Raw genomic sequence first — 23793 nt, 5'->3', positions numbered from 1 at the left:
CTTACCGATCATGCCGGCCACCGGCCATTACGCCAACCAGGCGCTCAGGCCGGGTCGCTGCGATTCGCGTCGCACACAGAAACGGCTGTGTGTCGAGTCGCAGGCGAATCGTCGCGCGTTCTTGGCGATGTAGCGCACCGACGCTGTTGCATCGCCCACCAAACCCTGAGTGCGGGACTACGACCCGCACTCGCGCAGCCGATACGCCAGGTAGCGCTCATACAGCGTGGTATGCACGTTATGCAGCGCCAACTCGATCCGGAACGGCGTGCGCGGATTGCGATCGAGCAGGCGGGCGATGTGGAAGCCTACCGGCTTGACCGCTTGTTTGTGCACGTAGATCTCGAATCCGGAATAGAACGGATCGGCAAGCAGCCGGTCGATCCGGGCAACGATGGCCTGCGCGTCCGTGGGCAACGAGGCGCGCAGCGCTGGTTCGCGCTCGTACAAAAGCCGCTCGAACAATCGCTTGGACCGGCCGATTTTCAGCGACCGCGCGAGCGACCAGATCGCCCGATTGCGCTCGTTGTAGTACTCGAAGCCATCATGGCTCCGCAGCGCCTCGGCCGCTTCAGCGCTCACATCGTAGACGACGAAATTCTCGGCCTGATTGTTGAGGTCGTCCAGACTGCCTCGATCGAAGACATGGAAGATGAAACCGGGCAAGCCCATGAAGGCCTGCCGGCCGCTGGCGGCCGCGGCAACGGCGCGGCCATCATGGACGAAGCGCCCCGCGGAACTGCCCAGCAGAATGCTGCGGGTGGAATGCAGGCGATTGAAGGTCCCGATGACGATCTCATCGGCGCTGAACTCACGATCGAAGCCCTCGCGGCCGTACAGCTCGGCTTGGGCCGCGTACTGGGCGATCTGCCGGCCGACGCCGCACTCGCCGCGCACCTGGCCGCTGTAGAAGGCCTCGATCGCGCGGTAGTTCGACGCACGAGGACGATAGCCGCGCCCGAACAACGCGATCGGTTTCCAGCCGTCGCGCGCCGAACCGGTGGGTCCGAACCCGATCCACCCGATCTGCACCGACGAGAAGCGGAACCCGCGATTGTCGACCAGCCGGTCCGTGGCACGCCGCGTCGCCGCGCCGAGCGCGAATCCGAAAGCGCATCGGGTCGCGGAGTGATGCAGCAAGCCGTCGAGCAGGCGCTCGCGAGCGGACCCGCTCTGGCCGTCGGGAATCCGCACCACCAAGTCGCCGGACGCCTGCGCTTCGGCCAGGCTCGCCCGATCGCACGGGACGCCCGGATGAATCCGCACGCGTTCGTCGCGCGCGGACCCGAAGCGCCAGCCAAGATCGCTCAGCAAGCGCTGTTTGCAACTCGGCGAATCGACCGATTCCGCACAGGCCACACCGCTGGCCAGCACCATCGCGCCGACCGCGACGGCGGACAGACAGGGGCGTGCACGGCGCAAACCGGTGCGATCCATCTGCATAGGCCCGGAAACGGGTAGACACTGAGCGTACGAGCGACGCGTTAAGGGAGCATCAAGCGCCGCGCATCGGCTTCAGCCGGAACCCACAGCGCGACAGCTCGGCAACGAGCGGCCCTGTTTGAGCTCGCGCAGCGCCAGATGACGCTCATCGGCGCTCATTCGCGCCAGCACCTGCACGCAGTCATAGAACTGCGGCCAATCTCCGGCCTGTCGGAACAGAGCTTCGAACGACTCGGTCCAATCGTCGTAGAGACCGAACGGAACCAGTTTGGCGTTGTTGATCGGTCCTGCGGCCCATTCGTCCCAACCGCCCGCGCCGGCGTCTTCGCGCCATTGGCGGAAGCGCTCGCGAAAGCCGGAGACAGCCTCGTCCTTTCGCGCATCCATCGCCGCTTGATCGAGTCCGGACGCGTAGATTGTCGCCAACCGGCTTCTGAGCTCCAGAACCATCGCCAGGAACGCCTTGCGCTGCGAGTTGTCGTAGGACGCCGATGTATTGCCCACATACTCATGCCACTGCCGAAGTCCGCGGGCTTGCACGAAGTTGGCATACGACTCGTTGAACGCCGCGTCGCTCTTGACGAAAATCTTCTGGTGGGCCAATTCGTGAAAGATCGTGCCCACCAGCTCGTCGTCGCCCCAACGCATCATCGTGTTCAACACCGGATCGTCGAACCATCCCAACGTGGAGTAAGCGGGCACGCCGTCGACATAGGTTTCCAATCCCTTTTTCTGCAGGGCCAGCGCCAGCCTGTCCGCCTTGGCCTTGTCGAAGAATCCCTGATACTCGACGCAGCCGGCACCCAGGAAGCAATGACGCACGCCGTTGACCGAGTACGCCGGCGCCGCGTAGACATTCCACACTACGTAGTCGCGCCCCAGATCGGCGTAGCCGCGATAGCTCGGGTTGTCGGGCAGCCCTAGTCGCTCGGAGGCGAAGGCCCGCGCTTTGAGCACCCATCGCAGACGCCGGGCCAACTCCGGGTCGGTGGCGGACGTGTCGAGCAAGCGCTCGATCGGCTGACGCCGCATCAGGATATCGCCCTGGCCGCGGGCGACATGACCGTAGTAACCCAGACTCGTGCAAGCCGACGAAACGGCGATCGCCGCCAGGGCCAGCGACGCAGCCAGCGGAGCCGTCCGGGCCGCTGGCGCGGAGGCTCGTCGCCGTACCGATACCACGTCAGCCATCCAGCGAAGCATCGCCCGATCTCCATGTCGTCGTGCCGCCGCGCACCGCGGCGAATTCACTTGGATCGGACCGACGCCTTGTCCACCCGCTTGCGCGGCTTGCCCTGGTCGGCCTCACGCGCCTGCGCGTCGGCGATCAGCACCAGCACGTCGTTGATGATGCTCGACATCGCCGCGTGCGCGGCGGCCGCATCGCCGGCCTTGATCGCATCGAACACGCGTCGGTGCGCTGGGATGCTGGCGGTGTGGCCCTTGATGCGATTGGTCAGCTGGATCGAGATGCGCAGCGCGGTGTTCACCAGTTCGTGCAATTGCACGTAGAACGGGTTGCCGGTGGCATCGAGGATCGCCACGTGGAAGGCGACATCGGAGGTCAGATGGTCGTCCTCGCCGCGCTCGGCGGCGATCATCCGCTGCAGGCCGCGCTCGATGCCATCGATGGCCTTGACGTCGGCGCGGCGCGCGGCCAGGGCTGCGGCGGTAGGCTCGATGCCCAGCCGCATCTCGGTGAAGGACTGCAGCAACTTGTAGGAGAACTTGCGTTCGAGCATCCAGCGCAACACGTCGGCGTCGAGCAGGCTCCAACTGCGTTCGGGCTGGACCACGATGCCGCTGCGCGGACGCGCCGACAGCATGCCCTTGGAGGTGAGCATCTTGATCGCTTCGCGGGTGACGCTGCGGCTGGTCGAGTAGGCCTCGGAAATTTCCGCTTCGGTGGGAAAGCCGCTTTCGGCAAAACGCCCCAACACGATTTCCCTGCCCAATGCGTCGAGCAGCTGTTCGGTCAGCGTCATGCGGCCGGTCAACTGCGATCGTCCGGCGGACTCGATAGGAGGCATCTTCCGAAATGCTCGATGTGGGGTGGGTACGATATTCGCGACGCCGAACCGTTCCGGCAAGCACCCAGGCCTTGTTCGCGGACACGATAGCACGCGTCCCGACACCGGCAGACGCGCCGGCGCGGAGGTTCTGGTTCATCTTGCCGACTCGCTGCGACGTCGGCGCTCGCGCGATCGGCGAGTCGCGCGCGCGACTTGCGCGCGAGCGCCTCGACCGGGTCGACATCGTTTTATTTATATGATAAATACGATAAAGATCAGACGGAGGGGTCTGCATGCGTTCGTTTCTGCTTCGCGCCGTCGGCGGCGCGGCGTTCATCGCGTTGTGCTCGCTGCCCGATCCGGCCCGGGCGTCGGTGGGTTTCGATGCCCAAACCCGGGTGTTCCGGCTCGACGGCGGGCGGGTCACCTACGCCTTCGGCATCAACGAGGCCGGCCAGTTGCAGGCCGTGCACTGGGGCGGACGGCTCGCCGACGGCGATCCGCTCGGCCCGATCAAGGCCCTGCCCGGCCACGCCAGTTTCGATCTGTCCGCGTCGGTCACGCCGCAGGAATTTCCGGCCCAGGGCGGCGGCATCTACAGCGAGGTCGCGCTCAAGGTCGCTTATGCCGACGGCAACCGCGACACGGTGCTGCGCTACGTCTCGCATCGCATCGACGGCGACGTCCTCGTCGTCCGGATGAAGGACATCGCCGCGCCGCTGCAGGTGAGCCTGCGCTACACCATCGATCCGGACACCGGCGTGGTCGGGCGTTCGGCCTCGATCGAGAACCATGGCGCCACGCCGCTGCGCATCGATCAGGCGGCGTCGGCCTCCTACACCCTCGCGCCCGAAAACGACTACCGACTGCATCACCTCACCGGCCGCTGGGCCGGCGAATGGACTTTGCAACAGCGCCCGGTCACCGAAGGCGCCACCGTGCTGGAAAGCCGTCGCGGCTCCACCGGTCAGCAGAACACGCCGTGGTTCGCGATCGGCCGCGACGGCGTGTCCAACGAAGAAAGCGGGCCGGTGTGGTTCGGCGCGCTGGCCTGGTCGGGGTCGTGGCGGATCAGCATCGACAAGGACCAGCTCGGCGCGGTGCGCGTGGTCGGCGGCTATAACCCCTACGATTTCGCCTACCGGCTCGCGCCCGGCGAAACCCTGGATACGCCGGTGTTCTACGCCGGCTACTCCGAGCAGGGCATGGGCGGCGCCTCGCGCCTGATGCATCGTTTCCAGCGCGAACGCATCCTGCCCGGCAACGGCAAGCCGCGGCTGCGTCCGGTGCTCTACAACAGTTGGGAAGCCACCGAGTTCGCAGTCGACGAAGCCGGTCAGATGGCCTTGGCCGAGAAAGCCGCGCGCATCGGCGTGGAGCGCTTCGTCATGGACGACGGCTGGTTCGGCGCGCGCAACAACGACAAGGCCGGCCTGGGCGATTGGACGGTCAATCCGGTCAAATTCCCGAACGGGCTCAAACCGCTGATCGACAAAGTGCACGGCCTGGGCATGGAGTTCGGGCTGTGGGTCGAGCCGGAAATGGTCAACCCCGACAGCGATCTGTACCGCGCGCATCCGGACTGGGCGATCCAGTTTCCCGGGCGCCCGCTGACGCCGGCGCGCAATCAGCTGGTGCTCAATCTCGCCCGGCGCGATGTGCGCGATCACCTGTTCAAGGTGCTCGACGAACTGGTCACCCGCAACGACATCCAGTTCCTGAAGTGGGATTACAACCGCAACTGGTCCGAGCCGGGTTGGTCGCAACTGGCGCCGGAAGATCAACCCAAGCTCTACGTCGAGTACGTGCGCAACCTGTACTGGATTCTGGCCGAGCTGCGCCGCAAGCATCCGCGGCTGGAGATCGAATCGTGTTCGGGCGGCGGCGGCCGCGTCGATCTGGGCATCATGGCGTTCACCGATCAGGTCTGGCCGTCGGACAACACCGATCCCTACGACCGGCTGAGCATGCAGGACGGCTTCAGTCACGCCTATGCGCCGGCGGTGATGATGGCCTGGGTGACCGACTCGCCCAATTGGGTCAACAAGCGCGAAACCTCGCTCGACTATCGCTTCTTGTCGTCGATGCAGGGCGGCCTGGGCATCGGCGCCAACCTCAATCATTGGAAGGACGCCGATTTCGCCACGGCCAAGCGCATGGTCGAGGCCTACAAGGACATCCGCCGCACCGTGCAGCAAGGCGATCTGTATCGGCTGTTGTCGCCATGGGACGGCGGCCGCCGTTCGGCCACGCTGTCGGTGTCGCCCGATCAACGCCAGGCGGTGCTGTTCGCGTTCTTGCACAGCGCAACCAAGGCGCTGCCGGATCCGGCGATCCGCTTGCGCGGGCTCGATCCGGCCAAGCGTTACCGCATCGCGCGCGTGGGCGGCGGCGAACGCCCGGACGCGGCGCCGGCCGAGGCCAGCGGCGCGTACTGGATGGCGCACGGCGTGCCGGTGAGTTTGCGCGGCGATTTTCAGGCGGCCGCGTATGTGTTCGAGGCGAAGTGATGGGGTGGTCGTTCTTATGTCCCTCTTCCGTGAGTTGAGCGGACGCCGCTTGCGAGTCATCGATGTCACGCAACAGCATTCGCGCCTGCGGCGCTCAGGCCCTCACCTCGGCCCTCTCTCGCCTTGCGGGAGAGGGAGTTCGAGCGGCGTTGCGCATTCCTGATCCGGCTATCACTCGACAGCGGTAAAACGAAAACGCCGTTGCAGGCGCGCTCCCGGCGCCAACGCGGTCATGCCGTGCGCGAGCGCGCCGCCGGGCAGATGGACCGCGTCGATCGCATGATCGACCGGTTCGAAGCAGAAGAAATCCGCGCCCACCGGGGTGTACAGCACGAAGCGGTCGACGTCGCTGTCGATGTCCAGACCCAGTCGGCGGCGCGGCCAACGGATGCTCGCCTGCCCCGACCAACCGAGGAAACCGTGATCGACGCAATCGACGGGCAACAGGCGCGCATCGTCGAATCGCCAATGCTCGGGAATCGCCGCCAGTTCGGTCGGCAGCGGCGTACGGCCGTCGTTGAGCCAGACCCGATCCGCGGGCGCGCGCAAGCGGGTCTCGGCGTCGCGCGGGAAGAACGGATGCAGCCCCAGTCCGAACGGCAGGCTCGCCGGACCGATGTTGACCACGCTCAGCGCCACTTCCAGCGCACGTTCGCGTAGTCGGTAACGCAGGTTGGCGCGATAGCGATACTCGGAAGCGCCGGACTCGGAAGCGTCAGTCTCATCCAGCGTCAGCAAGGCCTCGTCCGCGGCGGCGTAGGCCACGCGCCACGCGCGTTGCCAACCGCTGCCGTGAATCGGCCAAGGCTCGTCGTCGCGGTTGCGCGGCAAGTCGATGCGGCGGCCGTCGAACTCGAAGCCGCCGTCGGAGATGCGGTTCGACCAGGGCAGCAACGGATAGCAGGCCAGCTGATTGGGATCAGGCTGATTGAGGTCAGGCTGATTGAGATCTGGCGGGTCGGGATCAGGAACGACACCGGCCGGCGACGCCGCGAACGCGCTGGCGCGCATCAGCGGCGTCAGTCTGCCGTCGACCACGGCGTCCAGGCCGAGCAGACCGCCACCCCACTCGGGGGCGATCCGCGCGCGCAAACCGGCGCTGGCCAGCATCATCGCCTGCACCGCCGCGCGCGCCGATCAGCGCGCGCTGATCCGGTACATCGCGGTCGCATGCGGCGCCAGGTCGACCCGCAACGAGCCGTCGCCCGGGTGCTGCTCGCGGCTCCACAGGTCGCGCACCGTGTACTGCCTGGACTTGTCCAGACCCAGCTCGGCGACGTCCACCGCGGCATCGCGCGCGGTATCGGTTTCGTTGAAGATCGCCACCGCGCGATCGCCGTTGGCGAGCGGCTTGACGATCACATGCACGCCGTCGCGGTCGCGGATGCGCTTGCCCTGCACGCCCAGCGGATCCTGGTCGATCGCGATGACCTCCTTGTTGAGCAGGATCTCCAGCGCCGCGGGCTTGATCGTGCGCAGGTCGGTGCCGATCAACAGCGGCGCGGCCATGATCGCCCAGAGACTGAAATGGCTGCGGTACTCGACGTCGGTCATGCCGCCGTTGCCGACTTCCAGCATGTCCGGATCGTTCCAATGCCCCGGCTTGGCGTATTGGTCGAGCACCACGTTGAGCTTGAAGATCTTCAGCATCGAGGCATAAGTGTCCTCGATGTCGCCGGTGGTGCGCCACGAGTTTCCGCCGACCGCCGCCTCGCCGGCCCACAGCCAGGGCTTGTTCTCGCCCCATTCGCACACGCTGTAGAAAATCGGCCGGCCGGTGGCGCGCAGGGCTTCGCCCATCGCCACGTAGCGCGGCTTGGCCGGCAGCTTCTCGTTGTTGCAGTTGTCGTACTTGAGATAATCGATGTCGTAGGACGCGAACAACTTCGCATCGCGCTCCTCGTGGCCCAGGCCGCCGGGGAAGCCGCGGTTCTCTTGTTTCGGCTCGCAGGTGAAGGTGCCGGCGCTGGTGTACAGACCGAACTTGAGCCCCTTGCTGTGCACGTAGACGGCGATCGCCTTGATGCCGCCGGGGAAGCGTTCGGGGTTGGGTTTGAGATTGCCGTCCTTGTCGCGCTGCCAGTACGCCCAGCAATCGTCGATGTTGATATAGCGGTAACCGGCGTCCTTCAAACCCAGTTCGATGAACTTGTCGACGATGCCGCGGATCATGGTCTCTTTGAACTCGGCCCGGCAGTGGGTGGAGTTCCAGTTGTTGAAGCCCATCTGCGGCGTGGCGGCCAGCGCGCCGGCCTCCGAGGCCCGCGCCGGCAGCTGGCTCGATGCCAGGGCGAGAGCGAGCGCGAACGTGGGCAGCTTGCTGAAGCGTGTGGATCGCATGCGAATTCTCCTGAGAAGGTCGGCCGCCGTCACCAGAACACGGCGTACAGCACAGCCACCACGACGACGACGACGAGCGCGCCGAAGTTGAAACTGGCCGGGGTGCGATAACTCACGTCGTCGGTGCGGATCAGATCGCTGCCGGTCCGCGTCTTGCTCAGCAACGACACCGCCACCGCCAACACCAGCGCGAGCAGGAACACCACGCCGACGCGATTCATGAACGGATATTCCGGCCACATCACCCGCACCGCGATCGACAACAGCACCGAACCGATCGCCGCGGCCAGGGCGCCGGCTTCGTTGGCGCGCTTCCAGAACAGGCCCAACAGGAAGATCACGGTGATGCCCGGGGTGAAGTAACCGGTTAAATCCTGGATGTACTGGAAGGCCTGATCGAAACTGCCCAACAACGGCTTGGCCGCGAGCATACCCAGCGCGACCGCGATCAGCGAGGCGATGCGGCCGACCCGGACCAATGTCGCCTCGTCCTGATCCGGACGCAGCTTGGCGTAGAAATCCAGGGTGAAGATGGTCGCCACCGAATTGATCTTGGACGCCAGCGACGCCATGATCGCCGCGATCAGGGCCGCGAACACCAGGCCCAGCACGCCGGTCGGCAGCAAGCCCATCATCGTCGGATACGCTTGATCGGGCTTGCTCAATCCCGGCGCCAATACCACCGCGGCAATGCCCGGAATCACCACGATCACCGGCACCAGCAACTTCAGGAACGCGGCGAACAGCACGCCTTTTTGCGCCTCGGCGATGTCCTTGGCCGCCAGTCCGCGCTGGATGATGTATTGATTGAAGCCCCAGTAGCTGAAGTTCATGATCCACAAACCGCCGAGCAACACGCCCAGGCCCGGCAGATCCTTGTAGTAAGGATTGTCCCGGCTCAGGATCATGTGGAAGCGCTCGGGCTGGACCTGCAGCAGGTGCTGGAAGCCGGCGATCACGCCCTGGCCGTCGCCGATGCGGTTCAAGGTCAGCGCGGTGATCATCAAGCCGCCGAGCACCAGCAGCGACACCTGCACGATGTCGGTCAACGCAACCGCCTTGAGCCCGCCGTAGACCTGATACGCCAGGGCGAAGCCGCCGAGCAGCAGCAAGGCGTAGATCTGGTCCATGCCGGTGACCTGGCTCACTGCGATCGATCCCAGCCACAGGATTGAGGTGAGATTGACGAACACGTACAGGATCAGCCAGAACACCGCCATGACGATGCGGATCGTGCGGCCGTAACGGTTCTCCAGGAACTGCGGCATGGTGTAGATGTTGTTGCGCAGGAACACCGGCAGGAAGAACTTGCCGACGATCAGCAAGGTCAGCGCGGCCATCCATTCGTAGGACGCGATCGCCAGACCCAGCGCGTAACCCGAGCCGGACATGCCGATGATCTGCTCGGCGGAAATATTGGCCGCGATCAGCGAAGCGCCGATCGCCCACCACGGCAGGGCCTTGCCGGCCAGGAAATAGTCCTGCGCGTTCTTGCGGTGTCCCTGTTTCTCCCGCGACACCCACTGCGCCAGCAAAAAGATACCGACCAGATAGCCCAACACGATCACGACATCCAATGCGGACAGCATCATTCGCCTCTCTTCTTGGGTCCGGCGATGCGGCGTGCCGGCGACTAGCTACGGAACCACTAAAACCACGAAAACCTGGATGCGCGCGCGGCCGCGGCCGCGACGCGATGGATCGTCACGCCATCGGCAAACCGCGTTGTCGCGCGAGCGCGTACAGGCCGCGCGCGGACACCTGTTCGTCGTGCGCCTGCACGCGGTGGCCGCGGTGCGTCAGCGCGGTCGTGTACGGCTCCAACAGGGCCGGCGGCGCGATCAGATGCACAGTCTCGGCCGAAGCCGGCAGCCGGCGAAGCTCATGGCCGATCAGCAGGCCGGACAGGAACGAGCGCAGCGCCGACGCTGGCAGCACGTCGAACAATCCGTGGGTGCGCACCGCGAACAGATGCTCGATCAGATCGCCGTCCAGGGCGGCGTGATCCAGCCCTCGCGCGAAGCCCTGCGCATCGTGCGGCCCGGGCTGCATCAAACGGCCGAGAATGCTGTGTTCGCTCAACACCTGAAACAGTTCGCCGGTCATGGCGGTGGAGAAATCGCGGATGCGGCCGTCGTCGATGCGCAGGTGCTTGCAGTGGGTGCCGGCCAGGCAGGCCAGATGCGAACCGGGGCCGAGCCGGTCGAGCAGGCCGCAGATCTGGGTCTCCTCGCCGCGCATCACGTCGTGCACGCCGTCGGCATGGCGCACGCTCAGTCCCGGAACGATCCACAATTCGCGATCGCCCAAGCCCGGCGCTTCGATCCGGCGCATGCGCTGAGCGATCTCGCCCAGGCCCGCCGGACACTCCACGTAGGCGACCTCGTGCCAGCCTTGGCGGCTGCCGACCATGCCGGCCATCGCCACGACGCGTTCGTCCCAACCCTGCGCGATCTCGTCGAGCACCGCTTCGAAACGGCCGGCGGACGCGAGCACGCCCTGATCGGAGCGGCGCGAGTCGATCACCCGGCCCTGCGGATCGAGTCGGAACGCACGCAGGCTGCTGGTACCCCAATCGATCGCGATCATCGGTCGTCGAACCTCGCTTCGGTCAATCCGCGCATGCCCGGCAGCGAGGCGACGAACACGCCGCCCGCATCGGGCTGGACGCTCAACTCGGCGTCGTCGAGTTCGTCGCGCGCGGTGGTGATGTAGATCCGGTCCAGCGCGGGTCCGGCGAAACTCAGGCAACTCACGTTCGAGGTCGGTACCCTCAGGCTGCGATCGATGCGGCCGTCGCGAGCGTAGCGGACCACTCGCCCGGCGCCCCAATGCGCGCTCCATACCTGGCCGTCGCGATCCACGGTCGCGCCGTCGGGAGAAGCAGGCGCATCGACTCGGGCGAACACCCGCGGTTCGCCGACCCTCGCCGTGCCGCTGTCGTAGGCCGCGCGCATGATCCGGCCGCTGCGCGAATCGCAGTAGTACAGGCCGCGCCCGTCCAGGTCGAAACACAGGCTGTTTGGAATCGCTACGCCGGGCAAGTCCAGCGCACGCAGGCCGTGACTCATCGAGTATTGATGGAACCGGCCGATCGGCGCGCGCTGCGGATCTTCGTTGAGCGTGCCGAACACGAAGCGGCCGTCGCGGTCGGCGCGTCCGTCGTTGATGCGCAGCGTCGGCCGGTCCGCGTCGACCGGCACCAGCGCCTGCACCTGGAGTTCCTCGGCATGCTCGGCCTGGCTCGGGTCGGCGAAGTACAAACCTTTCGCCAATCCGAGCAGCAGCCGGCCGGACTCGCACAGCGCGAACGATCCCAATCGGTCCGGCACGCGCCAATAGCGGGCCTGTTCGGTCTGCGGCCGGTAACGCCACAAGCGCGAGGCGTGAATGTCGGTCCACCACAACGACTGCTCGCGCTCGCACCACAGCACGCATTCGCCGAGCCGGCAGCGGCTGTCGACGGCGAGCGTCGCCCCAGCCTCGTGCATGGGCTCGTGCATGGACTCGTGCATGGGCGCAGCCATCGCCATCACCACTCCGCCACGCTGCCGTCGGCGTGGCGCCACAACGGGTTGCGCCAGTCCGATGCCTCGCGGCTGCGTTCGATCACCCGCGCTTCGTCGATTTCCAGGCCCAGTCCGGGCAGCACGAACGGACGCACCGAGCCTTGCTCCAGCGCGAAGGCGTCCTTGTTGACGATGTAATCGAGCAGTTCGCCGTCGGCGTTGTAGTGGATGCCGATGCTCTGCTCCTGCAGCACCGCATTCCAACTGGCGAAGTCCACGTGCAGGCACGCGGCCAGCGCGATCGGCCCCAGCGGGCAATGCGGCGCCAGCGCGACGTCGTAGGCCTCGGCCATCGAGGCGATCTTCATGCATTCGCTGATGCCGCCGGCATGCGACAGATCGGGCTGCACGATCGCCAGGCCGCCGGCGTGCAAGACGTTCTTGAACTCGAACCGCGAATACATCCGCTCGCCGGCCGCCAGCGGAATGGCGGTTTGCGCGGCCAGGCGCGGATAGTATTCGGCCTGTTCGGCCAGCACCGGTTCTTCGATGAACAACGGCCGATAGGGTTCGAGTTCGCGGATCAAGGTCTTCGCCATCGGCCAGCCGACCCGGCCGTGGAAGTCCAGGCCGAATTCGATGCTGTTGCCGAACACGGCGCGGATTTCGGCGACCTTGGCCACCGCCGCGTCGATCGCGCGACCGCTGTCGAGCAGGCTGAGCTCCTCGCAGGCGTTCATCTTGAAGGTGTCGAAACCCAGGGCGAGGCGGTCGCGGATCTGCTTGATGATGTCGGCCGGACGATCGCCGCCGACCCAGCAATAGGTTTTCATGCGGTCGCGTACCAGACCGCCGAGCAGCTGATACACCGGCACGCCCAGGGCCTTGCCCTTGATGTCCCACAAGGCCTGGTCGATGCCGGCGATGGCGCTCATGAACACCGCGCCGCCGCGGTAGAAACCGCCTCGATACATGGCTTGCCAATGGTCGTTGATGCGCGCCGGATCCTTGCCGATCAGTTGTTCGCCGAGCTCGGCGACCGCCGCTTCGACGGTGCGCGCGCGGCCTTCCACCACCGGCTCACCCCAACCGACCAGGCCTTCGTCGGTCTCGATCTTGAGGAACATCCAGCGCGGGGCGACGCGGTAGGTGCTGAGTCGGGTGATTTTCAAGGGCGCGCGCTCTGGTAGGCATCGACAAAAAGACCGCCGCGTTCGCGGGTGACCGCGGGCGATTGACCGGGGGTGTACAGATCGCTGCCCAGACCGGCGCCGGCGCAGCCCGATTGCAGGAAACCGGCGAGGTTGTCGGGGGTGACGCCGCCGACGGCGAACACCGGAACCTGCGGCGGCAACACCGCTTTGATCGCGCGCACGTAACCGGGGCCGAAACTGGTCGCCGGAAACAGCTTGAGCGCCTGCGCGCCCGCCGCCAGCGCGGCGAAGGCTTCGCTGGGCGTGGAGAAGCCGGCCGCGCAGATCAGGCCGCGCTGCACCCCATGGCGGATCACCGCGACATCGGTATTGGGCGTGACCATCAGCCGCGCGCCGGTCGCGGCCAACGCGTCCACGTCGGCCGGGTTCAACACGGTACCCGCGCCGATCACCGCGCGGTCGCCGGCGATGGCGACGGCGAGTTCGACGCTGCGCAACCATTCGGGCGAGTTGGTGGGAATCTCGATCAGGCTGATTCCGGCGTCGATCAACGCCAGTACGTGCGCTTCGACCTGAGCGGGCGCGATGCCGCGCAGGATCGCGATCAAGGGGCGCTGGGCTCTCCAGTCCACGGGCGGTTCGGTCATCGGCGAGGTCATTGGAATAATCATTCGTGGTACAGCTGGGTGCGCCCGCCATCGATGACGATGTCGGTGGCGTTGATGAAGCGCGCCTCGTCGCTGGCCAGGAACAAGGCGGTGTAGGCCACCTCGTCGGGCTCGCCGATCCGGCGCGACGGCAGCAGTTCGGTCTGGCGGCGGCGCGCGGCCTCGGGATCGGGCTGCGAGGACAGCCAGCGTTCGATGCGGTCGGTCAGGATCAGTCCCGGAGAGATCGAATTGAAACGCAGGCCTTGCGCCGCGTACTCCAATCCCAGCGCCTTGGTCAGCCCGATCAGCGCGTGCTTGGCCACCGGATACGGAAACGCGCCGGGGATGATCTTGTGGCCGTGCACCGAGGCGATGTTGACCACCGATCCGCGCCCGTGCTCGAGCATGATCGGCAACGCGGCGCGGCTGAAGTTCCAGGCGCCGCCGAGGTTGATCGCCAGATTGCGCCACCAGTCGTCCGGCGCCAGTGTCAGCGGATCGCTGAACACATCCACGCCGGCGTTGTTGATGACGACATCGATGGTGCCGAACGTTCGCGCGGCGCGATCGACGAAGGCCGCGACCGCATCGGCATCGGCGACGTCGCCGGCGACGAACAGTTCGCAGGCCGACGCCTGCCCCGGCGGCGGCGCCCGGTCGTAACCGGCCACGCGCGCGCCGTGTTCGACGAACAGGCGGGCGATCGCCGCGCCGATGCCGTTGGACGATCCCGAGACCAGGACCGTCTTGCCGGCCAGACGTTGCCCGGGCCCGGCGGGCGCGGAGGGAGTACGGTCGCTCATCGATTCGCCTCGGTGCCGGCCTGGACCGGCGCTATACGGAACTGGTAGCGCGAAGGCGCCACCGGAATACGGTACTGCGAATGCGGCTGGCCGAACTTGCTCCACGAATCGTCGCCGCCGACGCCGATCTGGCGTTCGTCGATCATCAGCGAGACCTGCTCGCGCGCGACGATGTCGCTGCTGTGCGCCTGCCCGATCGGCTTGCGGTCCAGATCGGCGTACGGGAACGCCAAGGCATTGACCGACAACGGCTTGGCCCCGGTCACCCGAATACCGTTGCCGTCGTCGGCGGTCAGCGCGAGCCAGCGCACGTCGATCTTGTTGCCGGTTTCCTGCGGGCGGATGTAGTCGTGGTTCTGCTCGGCGATCTTGCCGGCGTACACGCCGATTTCGGCGCCGCTGTAGCGGTCGGCATAGCTCTCGTGCGGGCCGCGGCCGTACCAGCTCAGCTCGGTGATGCGGCTGGGCAGGGTGAACATCAGTCCCAGGCGCAGGGGATCGGGCAAGCCGGCGTACAAGGGCTTGAACTCGCCGGCGACATCGACCGAACCGTCGCGCGCCATCGCGTAGTCGACCGTGTACTGCACGTCCGGCGTGGCCGCGCCGCCGATGTCGAACTCGACCCGCACCCGCGCGCCGCCGTCGTCGCCGCGCTGCACATGCACGGCGCGAACGCGGCGGCTTTCCGACAGCGCTTTCCAGATCTGATGGCTGGCGTAGACACCGGTGCCGATGTCGTTGTCGGTGGGTGCGCGCCAGAAGTTCGGCGCGCCGCCTTGCAGGAGGATCCGATCGTTGTAGGCGTAGCGCTGGATCAGGCCGGTGGCGCGATCGATGCTGAGTTCGGCGCCGGCGGCGCGCAGGGTCGCGGTCTGGGCCGTATCGCTCACCGTTACCGCGGCGCCCGACCGCGACGCGGCCGGCAACGACGGCGGCGGCGACAAGGCGAACTGCTCCCACGCCACCACATGCCCGGCCGGCACCAGCGGCACCGTGTCGACGCGGGTGCGCGCGCGCAGCGTGAGCAGGTACTCGGCGCCGGGCCGCTTGGCCAGCGGCGGTACACCGAAGTCGACCGCCTGGCTGCCATCGGCGGGCGTGGACAACGCTGGCCCCTTGCCTTCGCGCACGATCCGGCCGTTCTCGCGCAGCTGCCAGTCGAAATCGAAACCGCTCAGATCGATGAAGTTATGCCGGTTGCGCACGGTGAAGCGGCCGGCCGCCGCGTCCAGCGCTTCGAACTGGATCGGCCCGTAGACCTTGCTCAATTCGTGCAGGTGCGGGTTGGGCGTGCGATCGGGTTGCAGCAGGCCGTCGCCGAATTCGATCGCCTCCGCGCCGGACGGATTGGGGCCGTAATCGGCGCCGTAGGCCCAGTACGCGCGACCGGCGTCGGTGCGCTTGATCATGCTCTGGTCGACCCAGTCCCAGATGAAACCGCCTTGCAGCCGGTCGTGGGCGTAGATCGCATCCCAGTAAAGCTTGAGGCCGCCCAGGCTGTTGCCCATGGCGTGCGCGTATTCGCACAGGATCAGCGGCTGGTTCGCGAACTCCGAATGGGTCGCGTAGTCGACGATGCGCTCCACCGAATCGTACATCGGCGCGTAGAAATCCACGTACGGCTCGGGCCGGTGCTGCGAGTACAACGTGCCCTGGCCGAGATAGCTCACCAGGCGGGTCTTGTCGCGCGAACGAATCCACTCGGCGGCCTTGGCGAAGTTGGGCCCGGTGCCGGCCTCGTTGCCCAGCGACCAGAACACGATCGAAGGATGGTTCTTGTCGCGCTCGACCATGCGCTGGACCCGCTGCAGATGCGCGAGTTCCCACTTTGGATCGAAGCCCAGCTGGGTCTTGTCGCGCGGCCGCATGCCGTCGTCGCCCAGCTGCATGTAGCGGTGCGATTCGATATTGGCCTCGTCCATCACATACAGGCCGTATTCGTCGGCCAGCGCGTACCACAGCTCGGCGTTGGGATAATGCGAGGTGCGCACCGCGTTGATGTTGTTCTGCTTCATCAGCTCGATGTCGCGGCGCATCGAGGCTTCGGAGATGACGTGGAAGGTGACCGGGTCGTGCTCGTGGCGATTGACGCCGCGGATCTTGATCGCCTTGCCGTTGACCCGTACCAGGCCGCCGGACACCTCGACCGTGCGAAAGCCGATCTTGACCGCGCTGGCCTGCAGCAGGCGACCTTCGGCATCGTGCAGTTCCAGCAGCAAGGTGTACAGATTCGGCGTTTCCGCGGTCCACGGCCGCACGCCTTCGATCGTGCCCGCCAGGCTCAGCCCACGCGGTTTCGACGACGGCTCGACCGCCGCTTCGCGCGTCAACACGACGCGGTCGCCGTCGAGCACGCTGGCCTTGACCCGGCTCGCCGCGGCAGCGCCGGTGACGCTCAGGTCCAGATTCAATTCGCCGTTGCGATAGTTCTTGTCCAAGGTGGCGCGAGCGAAGAAGTCGCGCAGCCAGGTATTCGGCGCGGCGAGCAGATAGACGTCGCGCTCGATGCCGCTGACCCGCCAGAAATCCTGGTCCTCCAGGTAACTGCCGTCAGACCAGCGATACACCTGGATCGACACGTTGTTGCCGCCTGCGCGCAGATGGCGGGTGATGTCGAACTCGGCCGGCAGCTTGGAGTCCTCGCTGTAACCGACCTGGCGGCCGTTGACCCACACGTAGTACGCCGCGCCCGCCGCGCCGATGTGCAACAGCACCTGGCGCCCGTCCCAGCCCTGCGGCACGGTGAAATCGCGCCGGTAGGATCCGACCGAATTGATCGCGTGCGGGATCAAGGGCTGATCGGCCGGAAACGGATAGGCGATGTTGTTGTACAGCGGCTGGCCGTACCCCTGCGCCTGCCACATCGACGGCACCGGGATGGTCTTCCAGCCCGACACGTCGAAATCGTCGCGGTAGAAATCCAACGGCCGCGCCTCGACGCTCGGCGCGAACGCGAAGCGCCAATCGCCGTTGAGGTCGAGGAAGTAGCGCGAATCGGCGATCCGCCCGGCGCGCGCGAGTTCCACCGATTCGAACGGGAACGAGGTGGCGCGCATGGGTTCGCGATCGATCGCGTTGATCTGCGGACGCTCCCATTCGGCGACCGGCGCACGCGCTTGCGGCGCGGGCGCCGCTTGCGCGCCCGCCAGGACGCACAACGCCAGCAGCGCGAGCAAGCCGCGGCCGGCGCGGCGCACAGACGCCGGCATCACCATGATCCGCGGATACCGAAGGAGATCGCGCGACCGTTCGCCGCGACCCACTGCGGACGGCTGTCGTAGCGCGAGTACGCCGCTTCGGTCTCGTCGTTGAGGTTGGTGGCCTCGGCGAACAGCGAGATGTTGTCGTTGAGCTTGAAGTTGGCGCTCAGATCGATCTGGCCGTAAGGCTCGACGGTGGTCGGCTCGCCCTGCGATCCGCGCACCGCCGACAGATACTCGTCGCGCCAGTTGTAGGCCGCGCGGAAACCGATGCGGCCCTTTTCGTAGAACACGATCAGATTGCCCGAGTTGGCCAGGCCCACCACCGCGAACTGGCCGGTGGCGATGGACGGATCGAAGGTCTGCTTGCTGTCGACGTAGGTGTAGTTGGCTTGCAGGCCCAGGCCGTCGAACGGCGCGGGCAGGCGGTCGAAGGTGTATTGGAACGACAGCTCGGCGCCCTTGACCACCGCGGTGTTGGCGTTGACCGGCAGGGTTTCCAGGAACGGATAGCCCTGGATCGTGGTCGGCCGGGTCACGTTGGTGACGAAGTTCTCGACCTTCTTGTAGAAACCCGCCAGGCCGAGGTAACTGGTGTCGTTGAAGTACCACTCCGCGCCGAGGTCGTAGTTGCGCGCCTTGTACGGCTTGAGATCGATGTTGCCGGTGTTGATCGAACCCGGGCCCGGCGGCCGCACGCCGATGTCTTCGCTGATGCGCAGGCTGGTCAGAGTCGGACGGGTCAGCGTGTCGGACGCGGAAGCGCGCAACACGACGTTCTCGCGCACGTTGATGCGGAAGTTCAGCGACGGCAGCCAGTCCTGATAGCTGGTGCTGCGCGAGATCGGAACCGGCGGGGTGAAATGCACCTGCGCATTGGTCGGATCGCCGGGCGTACCGGTGATCGATTCGACCTGCGAGGACACCGCGCGCGAGGTCGCATCGGTCTTGACGAAGCGGATGCCGACATTGAGCGTCCACGGCATGTCGTGGAAGGTGTTCTCGAAGTTGGCCTGGGCGAACGCCGCATAGGATTTTTCTTCGACCAGCCACTGGCTCTGCGGCACGGGCATCGCGGTGAAACCGCCGTACTTGTTCAGCGCATCGGCGATGCGCTGGGCGCGGTTGGGGTCGTTGGGATCGTAGAACTCGCCGCCGGGCGCGAACTGGTTGTAGGCCGCCGGGCTCGACAGATAGGCCAGATAGGCTTCCGGATCGAAGGTCAACCACTGGGTCGGCGCGCCGCGCGACACGCCGTCGACCAGGGAGCCTGCGTTGAACACGCTGACCAGACTGCCCGGGACGCGCGCGGCGTAACCGCAGTAGGCGCAGTTCAGATCGCTGTCGGACGTGCGCACGGTGACGCTGTCCTTGGTGCGCTTGGAACCGGAAACGCCGAACTGCAGCTGCGACAGCGTGCCCTCGAAGAAGTTCTTGGTCAGGCTGATCTTGCCTTCGTACAACTCATCGCTGCGGTTGTCGCCTTCGCGATCGACGAAGTGCGCGCGCAGGTCGTTGGTGTCGGTCGTGGGCAGCAGGTTGCTGTAGCTCGGGAAGGCGCCGGGATTGAGGTTCCAGGTCGGGTTGACGCCGACGTTGCGCGCGCCCATCACCAGGAAGTAGCCCTTGCCGCCGCTTTTCTCTTCGGCTTTCGAGTACGAGCCATCGAAGTCCAGCTGGGTCGAGTCGGTGATATCCCAGGCGACATTGACGCCGATCTGCTTGTTGGTGGAATCGCGCGGGCTGGACGCGACGATGTGATCGTTGGCGAGCCCGCCGGTAATGCCGCGCACCGCGGTCTGCGCGGTGCCGTTGGCGTCGGCGGTGACCTGCTTGACGTCGGCCGGGTCCATGAACAAACCGAAGTTGTTCGACTGCGACTCGATCTCGTACTTGGAGTACATCGCGTCCATCGTCACCCTGAGCTTTTCGCTGGGGAGCCAATCGATCGCCGCGTTGACGCCGGTCCGGGTCCGGTCCTCTTGATTGACCTTGTATTCGATCGTGCGCGGTATCGCCACGCTGCCCGCGCCGCTCACGCCGTTGACGCCGTTGGTGCCGGTCAGCCAGCCGCCATCGTCGATGCTCTCGCTGAGGTGGTTGCGCTGATAGCGCACGAATCCGAGCAACGCGCCGAAGGTGCCGTCTGCGTTGGTGTTGCTGATCAGGCCGGAAAACTTCGGCTTGGTCTCGCCCGACATGCTGTCGTCCACGGCCGACACGCTGCCGGCGATGTGGAAACCCTTGTCGTCGAGCGGACGCCGGGTCTTGATGTTGACCGTGGCGCCGATGCCGCCTTCGCTGAGATTGGCCTGCGAGGTCTTGAACACCTCGGCGGTGCTGATCAGTTCCGACGGCAACACGTCGAAGCTGAATTCGCGACCGGAGTTTTCGGTCGCCATGGTCCGGCCATTGAGCAGCACGGTGTTGAATTCGGGGCCGAAGCCGCGAACGGTGATATAGCGCGACTCGCCGCCGGAGCGGTCCACCGATACGCCGGCGATGCGCTGCAACGAGTCGGCGACGTTCTGGTCGGGGAACTTGCCCACGTCCTCGGCCGACACCGCATCGACGGTACCGATGGCGTCCTGCTTGAGCGCCTGCGATTTCTGGATGCTCGCGCGGGTGCCGCTGACCACCACCACACCGAGCGTGGTCGGGTCTTTGTCGGCGCTCTCGGAGGCCGCGGCGGTCGGCGCGTCGGCGGACTGTTGCGCTTGCGCGGCGTGAGCGACGACGGCGGACATCGCCATCGCGGCCACCAGCGCGTTGCGGACACGAAGCGCGTTACGAACGGAAATGGTCAGTGCTGATTGATGCATTACCCTGCCCCGGCTGAACAGCGACGTTGGCTGTTGGTTGACGATCGACCGGACCTCGCCCCCGCTCGGTCCCTCCCTGCGCGGCCGTTCCGGCTGGGCCGGGGCGGTCGTGCCGTCCTATTTATATGATAAATAGTATTTATGGGATCAAAGCCGATGCAAGCTGCAGCGCAGCATGCGGCCCTGGGACGGCCCGGCCGGCCGCCGGCTTCCAGCGCGCCGCCCCGGCAATTTGAGTAATAAGGCACCCGGCGCAAACGCGACGCAGGCCACCGATTCGGCGCCAACGGCCGGCAATTACTGACATTAGTCACAAATATTGCGCCGCAGCGTGCATCCCGGTTTCCGACGTGATTAGGCTAACGCCCGTTTCAATTCGGGTTTCAAACCATGAATTGGAGCAATCCCTCAGCCGCCCGTGCCGCCGCCGATCGGGCCGCGGCCCACCGTGGATACCAGCCGTGAATCATCACAGCGCTCATCCAGGCACCAGCCCGGGCACCACCCGGGGCCGCCTGCTTGAGGCGGCCGAACTGTTGTTCATCAAGCACGGCTACGAGGGTATGTCGCTGCGCCAGATCACCAGCCACGCCAAGGTCAATCTGGCGGCGGTGAACTATCACTTCGGCAGCAAGGAAGCGCTGGTCCAGGAACTGCTGTCGGCGCGCTTCGATCGGCTCAACCAGGAGCGCCTGGAACTGTTGTCGGTGTGCGAACAACGCTACGGCGAAACGGCGATGGACGCCTGCGCGGTGTTCGGCGTGCTGTTCGTCCCGGCCGTGCGGCTCAGCCGCGACAGCGCCGGCGGCGTGGGTTTCATGCGCCTGCTCGGCCGGGTCTACAGCGATCCGTCGCAATTCATCCGCGACTATCTGCACGAGCACTACCAGCCGATCTACGCGCGCTTCTTCGAGGCCTTCGCCCGCGCGCTGCCGCATCTGTCGCGCAACGAACTGGGCATGCGCCTGCACTTCGCCCTCAAGGCCCTGGCCGGCGTGCTCGCCAGCGAAGACATGGACGAACTGATTTCGGCGATGTGCATGGGCGAGCCGGTCAGCGATTCGCTGATGCTGGCGCGGCTGATCGCCTTCGTCTCGCCGATGCTGACTGCGCCGTTCGACAACGGCGAACAGATCCAGGCGGTGGATCGGGTCATGACCATGGCCGCGAGCGCGGCGCAGGCGGCCGATTCCAAACTGTTGGCGCAAGGCAACGACGCCTCGCCGCGCAAGTCGCGCGGGACGGCGCCGCTGTGGACCGGAAAAGTGGTGGAGGCATGAACAGGCGCGGACAGCGTGCGGCGTTGGGGGACGCCGGAACCCGGTCCGCGGCAGGGCGCGTCGGCGGCTCGCCGCGGACCGCCGCAGCATCGCAAGCATCTCCCGGCGGCGGCATCGGGGCGCCGGGCGCGCGGCAGGGGCCGACGGTCCCGGTTCGCGGCGTCCCGGGGCGATAACGCCACGTCGCCGGCCTCCGCGGCCAGCGCCATTCCATCGCGGTATGGGGAAACAGACAATGTCCGATCCGGCGTCATGGCCACCCGAGTCCGCATCGCTAGCCGAGTACGGGCAGGACTGCGTCAACCAGTGGAATAACGTCTCGCTGCGTTACCGCACGCCGCTGCGCGGCTTTTTCTCCAAGCGGGTCAAGGACGCGGCCGAGGTCGAGGACCTGACCCAGGAAGTGTTCTTGCACCTGATCCGCCGCGCCCGCGGCGGGCCGATCGAGCACGTCGAGCAGTACGTCTTCCAGGTCGCGGCCAACACCTTGCGCGACTGGGGCCGGCGCCGCCGGGCCCGCAACCAGGACGCCCATGAATCTTTCGATGCGCAAACGCATCAACCCGCTACGGATATTTCGCCTGAGCGCGTCCTACTAGGGAAGGAAGAGATCAAATTGGTCAACCAGGTGTTGCGCGGGCTGCCGGAACGGACCCGCGACGTGTTCGTGCTGCGGGCACTGGAGAAGAAGAAATACGCGGAAATAGCGCTCATGATGGGCATATCCGTGCGGGCGACGGAGAAACACATGGCCAAGGCCCTGGCGCAGTTGGGCAGCGTCGTGGACCCGGCGGGAACGCGGGACGGATGAAGCGGTCCGGCCGCGAACGGCGCTTGCGATCTGTGCGGCCTTTGATCTGTGCGCTGGTAGGCGATTGGATTTTGCGTTCCGACACGGATCGGAACGCGGGGACGGATGCAACGTGGCAACTGGCCCGGCCGGGTCTTGCTGAGAGGTAACACCAGATGAAGTGCAAAATCTCGCCACTGAGGCAGGACTCGGCGGAATTCGCGCCGCAGGGCGTCGAAGAGACCGCCGCGCACTGGAGCGAGCGCCTGCGCGAGGACGACGATCCGCGCACCCAGGCGGCGTTCGAGGCGTGGCTGGACCAATCGCCGCAGCACACGGCGGCGTTCGAGCGCGTGGAAGCCGCGCAGGCGCTGGTGTTCTCGCTGGCGGGCACCTCCGAGATGCAGGCGCTGCGGCGCGAAACCATGCAGCGGTTGATGCAGGCGCGGCGCCGTTCGTTGATGCTGCGAGGCGGCGCCATCGCCGCCTCGCTGCTGCTGGCCACCGTGCTCGGCGTGCTGCTGATCAATCCGGGCAGCTCGTGGCAGACCCCGGGCGAGGCCACCGTCGCGGCAGCCGGCACCGTCTACCAGACCGGCGTCGGCCAGCGCTCGGTGGTGACCCTGGACGACGGTTCGATGGTCACTCTCAACACCGACAGCCGCATCTCCACGCATTACCAGGTCGGCCTGCGCGCGATCACCCTGGAGCGCGGGCAGGCTTTGTTCAAGGTGGCCAAGGACCGCAACCGTCCGTTCGTGGTCAGCGCCGCGGGCCGGCAGGTGACCGCGCTGGGCACCGAGTTCGATGTGTATCTGTCCAAGCGCGCGTTCGAAGTGACCTTGCTCGAAGGCCGCGTCACGGTGACCCGCGAAAGCGCGCCCGCGTCCAGCCGCATCGGCGCCGCGCCGTCGCTGGCCGAACTGCAACCGGGCCAGCAGTTCGTCGCTCTGGCCAAAACCCTCCCGCAAGTGCGCGCGGCCGACGTCAAGCGCGTGGTGAGTTGGCGGCACGGCCAGATCGTGTTCGAGAACGAACGGCTGGAAGACGCCATCGTCGAGATGAACCGCTATTCGCGCCAACAGATCGTGCTCAGCGATGAGCGCCTGGCCTCGCTGAAGATCAGCGGCGCGTTCAACACCGGCGACACCGGCACCTTCGTCGATGCGCTGACCGCGTACTTCCCGATCGAACACAGCGCGCCGCACGACGGCACCATCGTGTTGAAACCGGTCGCGCCGATCCAGGGCTGAGCGCCTGGACCGGACTGTCGGCCGGCG

17 protein-coding genes are annotated in these 23793 nt (G+C 66.3%); 4 read left to right on the top strand and 13 right to left on the bottom strand.

What is annotated here, in order from left to right; all coding sequences use genetic code 11:
* Positions 1 to 177: 177 nt before the first annotated feature.
* The 3 genes from ACTOWJ_RS14435 to ACTOWJ_RS14425 form a co-directional block, all read right to left on the bottom strand.
* Positions 178 to 1422 carry a hypothetical protein gene (locus tag ACTOWJ_RS14435; RefSeq protein ID WP_441335324.1) on the bottom strand — a complete coding sequence of 415 codons (1245 nt, stop codon included), beginning with the start codon at positions 1420 to 1422 and terminating at the stop codon, positions 178 to 180.
* Positions 1423 to 1515: 93 nt separating this feature from the next.
* Positions 1516 to 2646, bottom strand: a complete 1131-nt coding sequence (locus ACTOWJ_RS14430; RefSeq protein ID WP_441335323.1) for an aminopeptidase — start codon at positions 2644 to 2646, stop codon at positions 1516 to 1518.
* 44 nt (positions 2647 to 2690) lie between these two features.
* The gene (locus tag ACTOWJ_RS14425; protein WP_441335322.1) at positions 2691 to 3473 is read right to left on the bottom strand and encodes a FadR/GntR family transcriptional regulator; all 783 of its coding nucleotides are present in this window, start codon (positions 3471 to 3473) and stop codon (positions 2691 to 2693) included.
* A 275-nt stretch (positions 3474 to 3748) separates the two neighbouring features.
* Between ACTOWJ_RS14425 and ACTOWJ_RS14420 the strand changes: the two genes are divergently transcribed.
* Entirely contained in the window at positions 3749 to 5965 is a 2217-nt protein-coding gene (locus ACTOWJ_RS14420) for an alpha-galactosidase (protein ID WP_441335321.1), read from the top strand.
* A 171-nt stretch (positions 5966 to 6136) separates the two neighbouring features.
* Here the strand turns inward: ACTOWJ_RS14420 and ACTOWJ_RS14415 are convergent, their stop codons facing one another.
* The 10 genes from ACTOWJ_RS14415 to ACTOWJ_RS14370 all read right to left on the bottom strand — a co-directional run bounded on the left by ACTOWJ_RS14415 (position 6137) and on the right by ACTOWJ_RS14370 (position 20443).
* Complete coding sequence (locus tag ACTOWJ_RS14415; RefSeq protein ID WP_441335320.1) at positions 6137 to 7078, bottom strand: aldose 1-epimerase; 942 nt, start codon at positions 7076 to 7078, stop codon at positions 6137 to 6139.
* A 24-nt stretch (positions 7079 to 7102) separates the two neighbouring features.
* Complete coding sequence (locus ACTOWJ_RS14410; RefSeq protein ID WP_441335319.1) at positions 7103 to 8305, bottom strand: glycoside hydrolase family 27 protein; 1203 nt, start codon at positions 8303 to 8305, stop codon at positions 7103 to 7105.
* A gap of 29 nt (positions 8306 to 8334) precedes the next feature.
* Positions 8335 to 9897, bottom strand: coding sequence for a sodium:solute symporter family transporter (locus ACTOWJ_RS14405; RefSeq protein WP_441335318.1), 1563 nt, complete (start codon positions 9895 to 9897; stop codon positions 8335 to 8337).
* Positions 9898 to 10009: 112 nt separating this feature from the next.
* Positions 10010 to 10894 (bottom strand): 2-dehydro-3-deoxygalactonokinase, encoded by an 885-nt coding sequence (locus ACTOWJ_RS14400; RefSeq protein ID WP_441335317.1) that lies wholly within the window; start codon positions 10892 to 10894, stop codon positions 10010 to 10012.
* Positions 10891 to 11820: an SMP-30/gluconolactonase/LRE family protein gene (locus ACTOWJ_RS14395; RefSeq protein WP_441335316.1), complete on the bottom strand. Its 930-nt coding sequence runs from the start codon at positions 11818 to 11820 to the stop codon at positions 10891 to 10893. The genes ACTOWJ_RS14400 and ACTOWJ_RS14395 overlap by 4 nt, the downstream gene beginning before the upstream one ends.
* A gap of 17 nt (positions 11821 to 11837) precedes the next feature.
* A complete protein-coding gene (gene dgoD, locus ACTOWJ_RS14390; protein ID WP_441335315.1) occupies positions 11838 to 12986 on the bottom strand; it encodes a galactonate dehydratase in 1149 nt (382 codons plus the stop codon).
* The gene (locus tag ACTOWJ_RS14385) at positions 12983 to 13615 is read right to left on the bottom strand and encodes a 2-dehydro-3-deoxy-6-phosphogalactonate aldolase (protein ID WP_441335314.1); all 633 of its coding nucleotides are present in this window, start codon (positions 13613 to 13615) and stop codon (positions 12983 to 12985) included. Before ACTOWJ_RS14385 ends, dgoD begins: the two co-directional genes overlap by 4 nt.
* A 20-nt stretch (positions 13616 to 13635) precedes the next feature.
* Complete coding sequence (locus ACTOWJ_RS14380; RefSeq protein ID WP_441335313.1) at positions 13636 to 14421, bottom strand: SDR family oxidoreductase; 786 nt, start codon at positions 14419 to 14421, stop codon at positions 13636 to 13638.
* On the bottom strand, positions 14418 to 17630 hold the full coding sequence (locus tag ACTOWJ_RS14375; RefSeq protein ID WP_441335312.1) for a glycoside hydrolase family 2 TIM barrel-domain containing protein: 3213 nt from the start codon (positions 17628 to 17630) through the stop codon (positions 14418 to 14420). Before ACTOWJ_RS14375 ends, ACTOWJ_RS14380 begins: the two co-directional genes overlap by 4 nt.
* Entirely contained in the window at positions 17630 to 20443 is a 2814-nt protein-coding gene (locus tag ACTOWJ_RS14370) for a TonB-dependent receptor (protein WP_441335311.1), read from the bottom strand. Before ACTOWJ_RS14370 ends, ACTOWJ_RS14375 begins: the two co-directional genes overlap by 1 nt.
* A 461-nt stretch (positions 20444 to 20904) precedes the next feature.
* On the opposite strand from ACTOWJ_RS14370, the gene ACTOWJ_RS14365 reads away from it, so the two are divergent.
* The 3 genes from ACTOWJ_RS14365 to ACTOWJ_RS14355 all read left to right on the top strand — a co-directional run bounded on the left by ACTOWJ_RS14365 (position 20905) and on the right by ACTOWJ_RS14355 (position 23766).
* Entirely contained in the window at positions 20905 to 21723 is an 819-nt protein-coding gene (locus ACTOWJ_RS14365; protein WP_441335310.1) for a TetR/AcrR family transcriptional regulator, read from the top strand.
* A 235-nt stretch (positions 21724 to 21958) separates the two neighbouring features.
* Positions 21959 to 22534, top strand: coding sequence for an RNA polymerase sigma factor (locus tag ACTOWJ_RS14360; RefSeq protein WP_441335309.1), 576 nt, complete (start codon positions 21959 to 21961; stop codon positions 22532 to 22534).
* 155 nt (positions 22535 to 22689) lie between these two features.
* On the top strand, positions 22690 to 23766 hold the full coding sequence (locus ACTOWJ_RS14355) for a FecR family protein (protein ID WP_441335308.1): 1077 nt from the start codon (positions 22690 to 22692) through the stop codon (positions 23764 to 23766).
* The last annotated feature ends 27 nt before the right edge of the window (positions 23767 to 23793 follow it).

This window comes from Lysobacter sp. CA199 (assembly GCF_052078715.1).
In the GTDB taxonomy this organism is placed as follows: domain Bacteria; phylum Pseudomonadota; class Gammaproteobacteria; order Xanthomonadales; family Xanthomonadaceae; genus Lysobacter.
This window is presented reverse-complemented; position numbering and strand designations above follow the sequence as displayed.

Coding starts and splice junctions, on each gene's coding strand:
- ACTOWJ_RS14415 (WP_441335320.1), bottom strand. CDS start 7,078: ATGATGCTGGCCAGCGCCGGTTTGCGCGCGCGGATCGCCCCCGAGTGG.
- ACTOWJ_RS14420 (WP_441335321.1), top strand. CDS start 3,749: ATGCGTTCGTTTCTGCTTCGCGCCGTCGGCGGCGCGGCGTTCATCGCG.
- ACTOWJ_RS14375 (WP_441335312.1), bottom strand. CDS start 17,630: ATGCCGGCGTCTGTGCGCCGCGCCGGCCGCGGCTTGCTCGCGCTGCTG.
- ACTOWJ_RS14395 (WP_441335316.1), bottom strand. CDS start 11,820: ATGCACGAGTCCATGCACGAGCCCATGCACGAGGCTGGGGCGACGCTC.
- ACTOWJ_RS14425 (WP_441335322.1), bottom strand. CDS start 3,473: ATGCCTCCTATCGAGTCCGCCGGACGATCGCAGTTGACCGGCCGCATG.
- ACTOWJ_RS14370 (WP_441335311.1), bottom strand. CDS start 20,443: ATGCATCAATCAGCACTGACCATTTCCGTTCGTAACGCGCTTCGTGTC.
- ACTOWJ_RS14405 (WP_441335318.1), bottom strand. CDS start 9,897: ATGATGCTGTCCGCATTGGATGTCGTGATCGTGTTGGGCTATCTGGTC.
- ACTOWJ_RS14380 (WP_441335313.1), bottom strand. CDS start 14,421: ATGAGCGACCGTACTCCCTCCGCGCCCGCCGGGCCCGGGCAACGTCTG.
- ACTOWJ_RS14385 (WP_441335314.1), bottom strand. CDS start 13,615: ATGACCGAACCGCCCGTGGACTGGAGAGCCCAGCGCCCCTTGATCGCG.
- ACTOWJ_RS14355 (WP_441335308.1), top strand. CDS start 22,690: ATGAAGTGCAAAATCTCGCCACTGAGGCAGGACTCGGCGGAATTCGCG.
- ACTOWJ_RS14360 (WP_441335309.1), top strand. CDS start 21,959: ATGTCCGATCCGGCGTCATGGCCACCCGAGTCCGCATCGCTAGCCGAG.
- ACTOWJ_RS14430 (WP_441335323.1), bottom strand. CDS start 2,646: ATGCTTCGCTGGATGGCTGACGTGGTATCGGTACGGCGACGAGCCTCC.
- ACTOWJ_RS14410 (WP_441335319.1), bottom strand. CDS start 8,305: ATGCGATCCACACGCTTCAGCAAGCTGCCCACGTTCGCGCTCGCTCTC.
- ACTOWJ_RS14400 (WP_441335317.1), bottom strand. CDS start 10,894: ATGATCGCGATCGATTGGGGTACCAGCAGCCTGCGTGCGTTCCGACTC.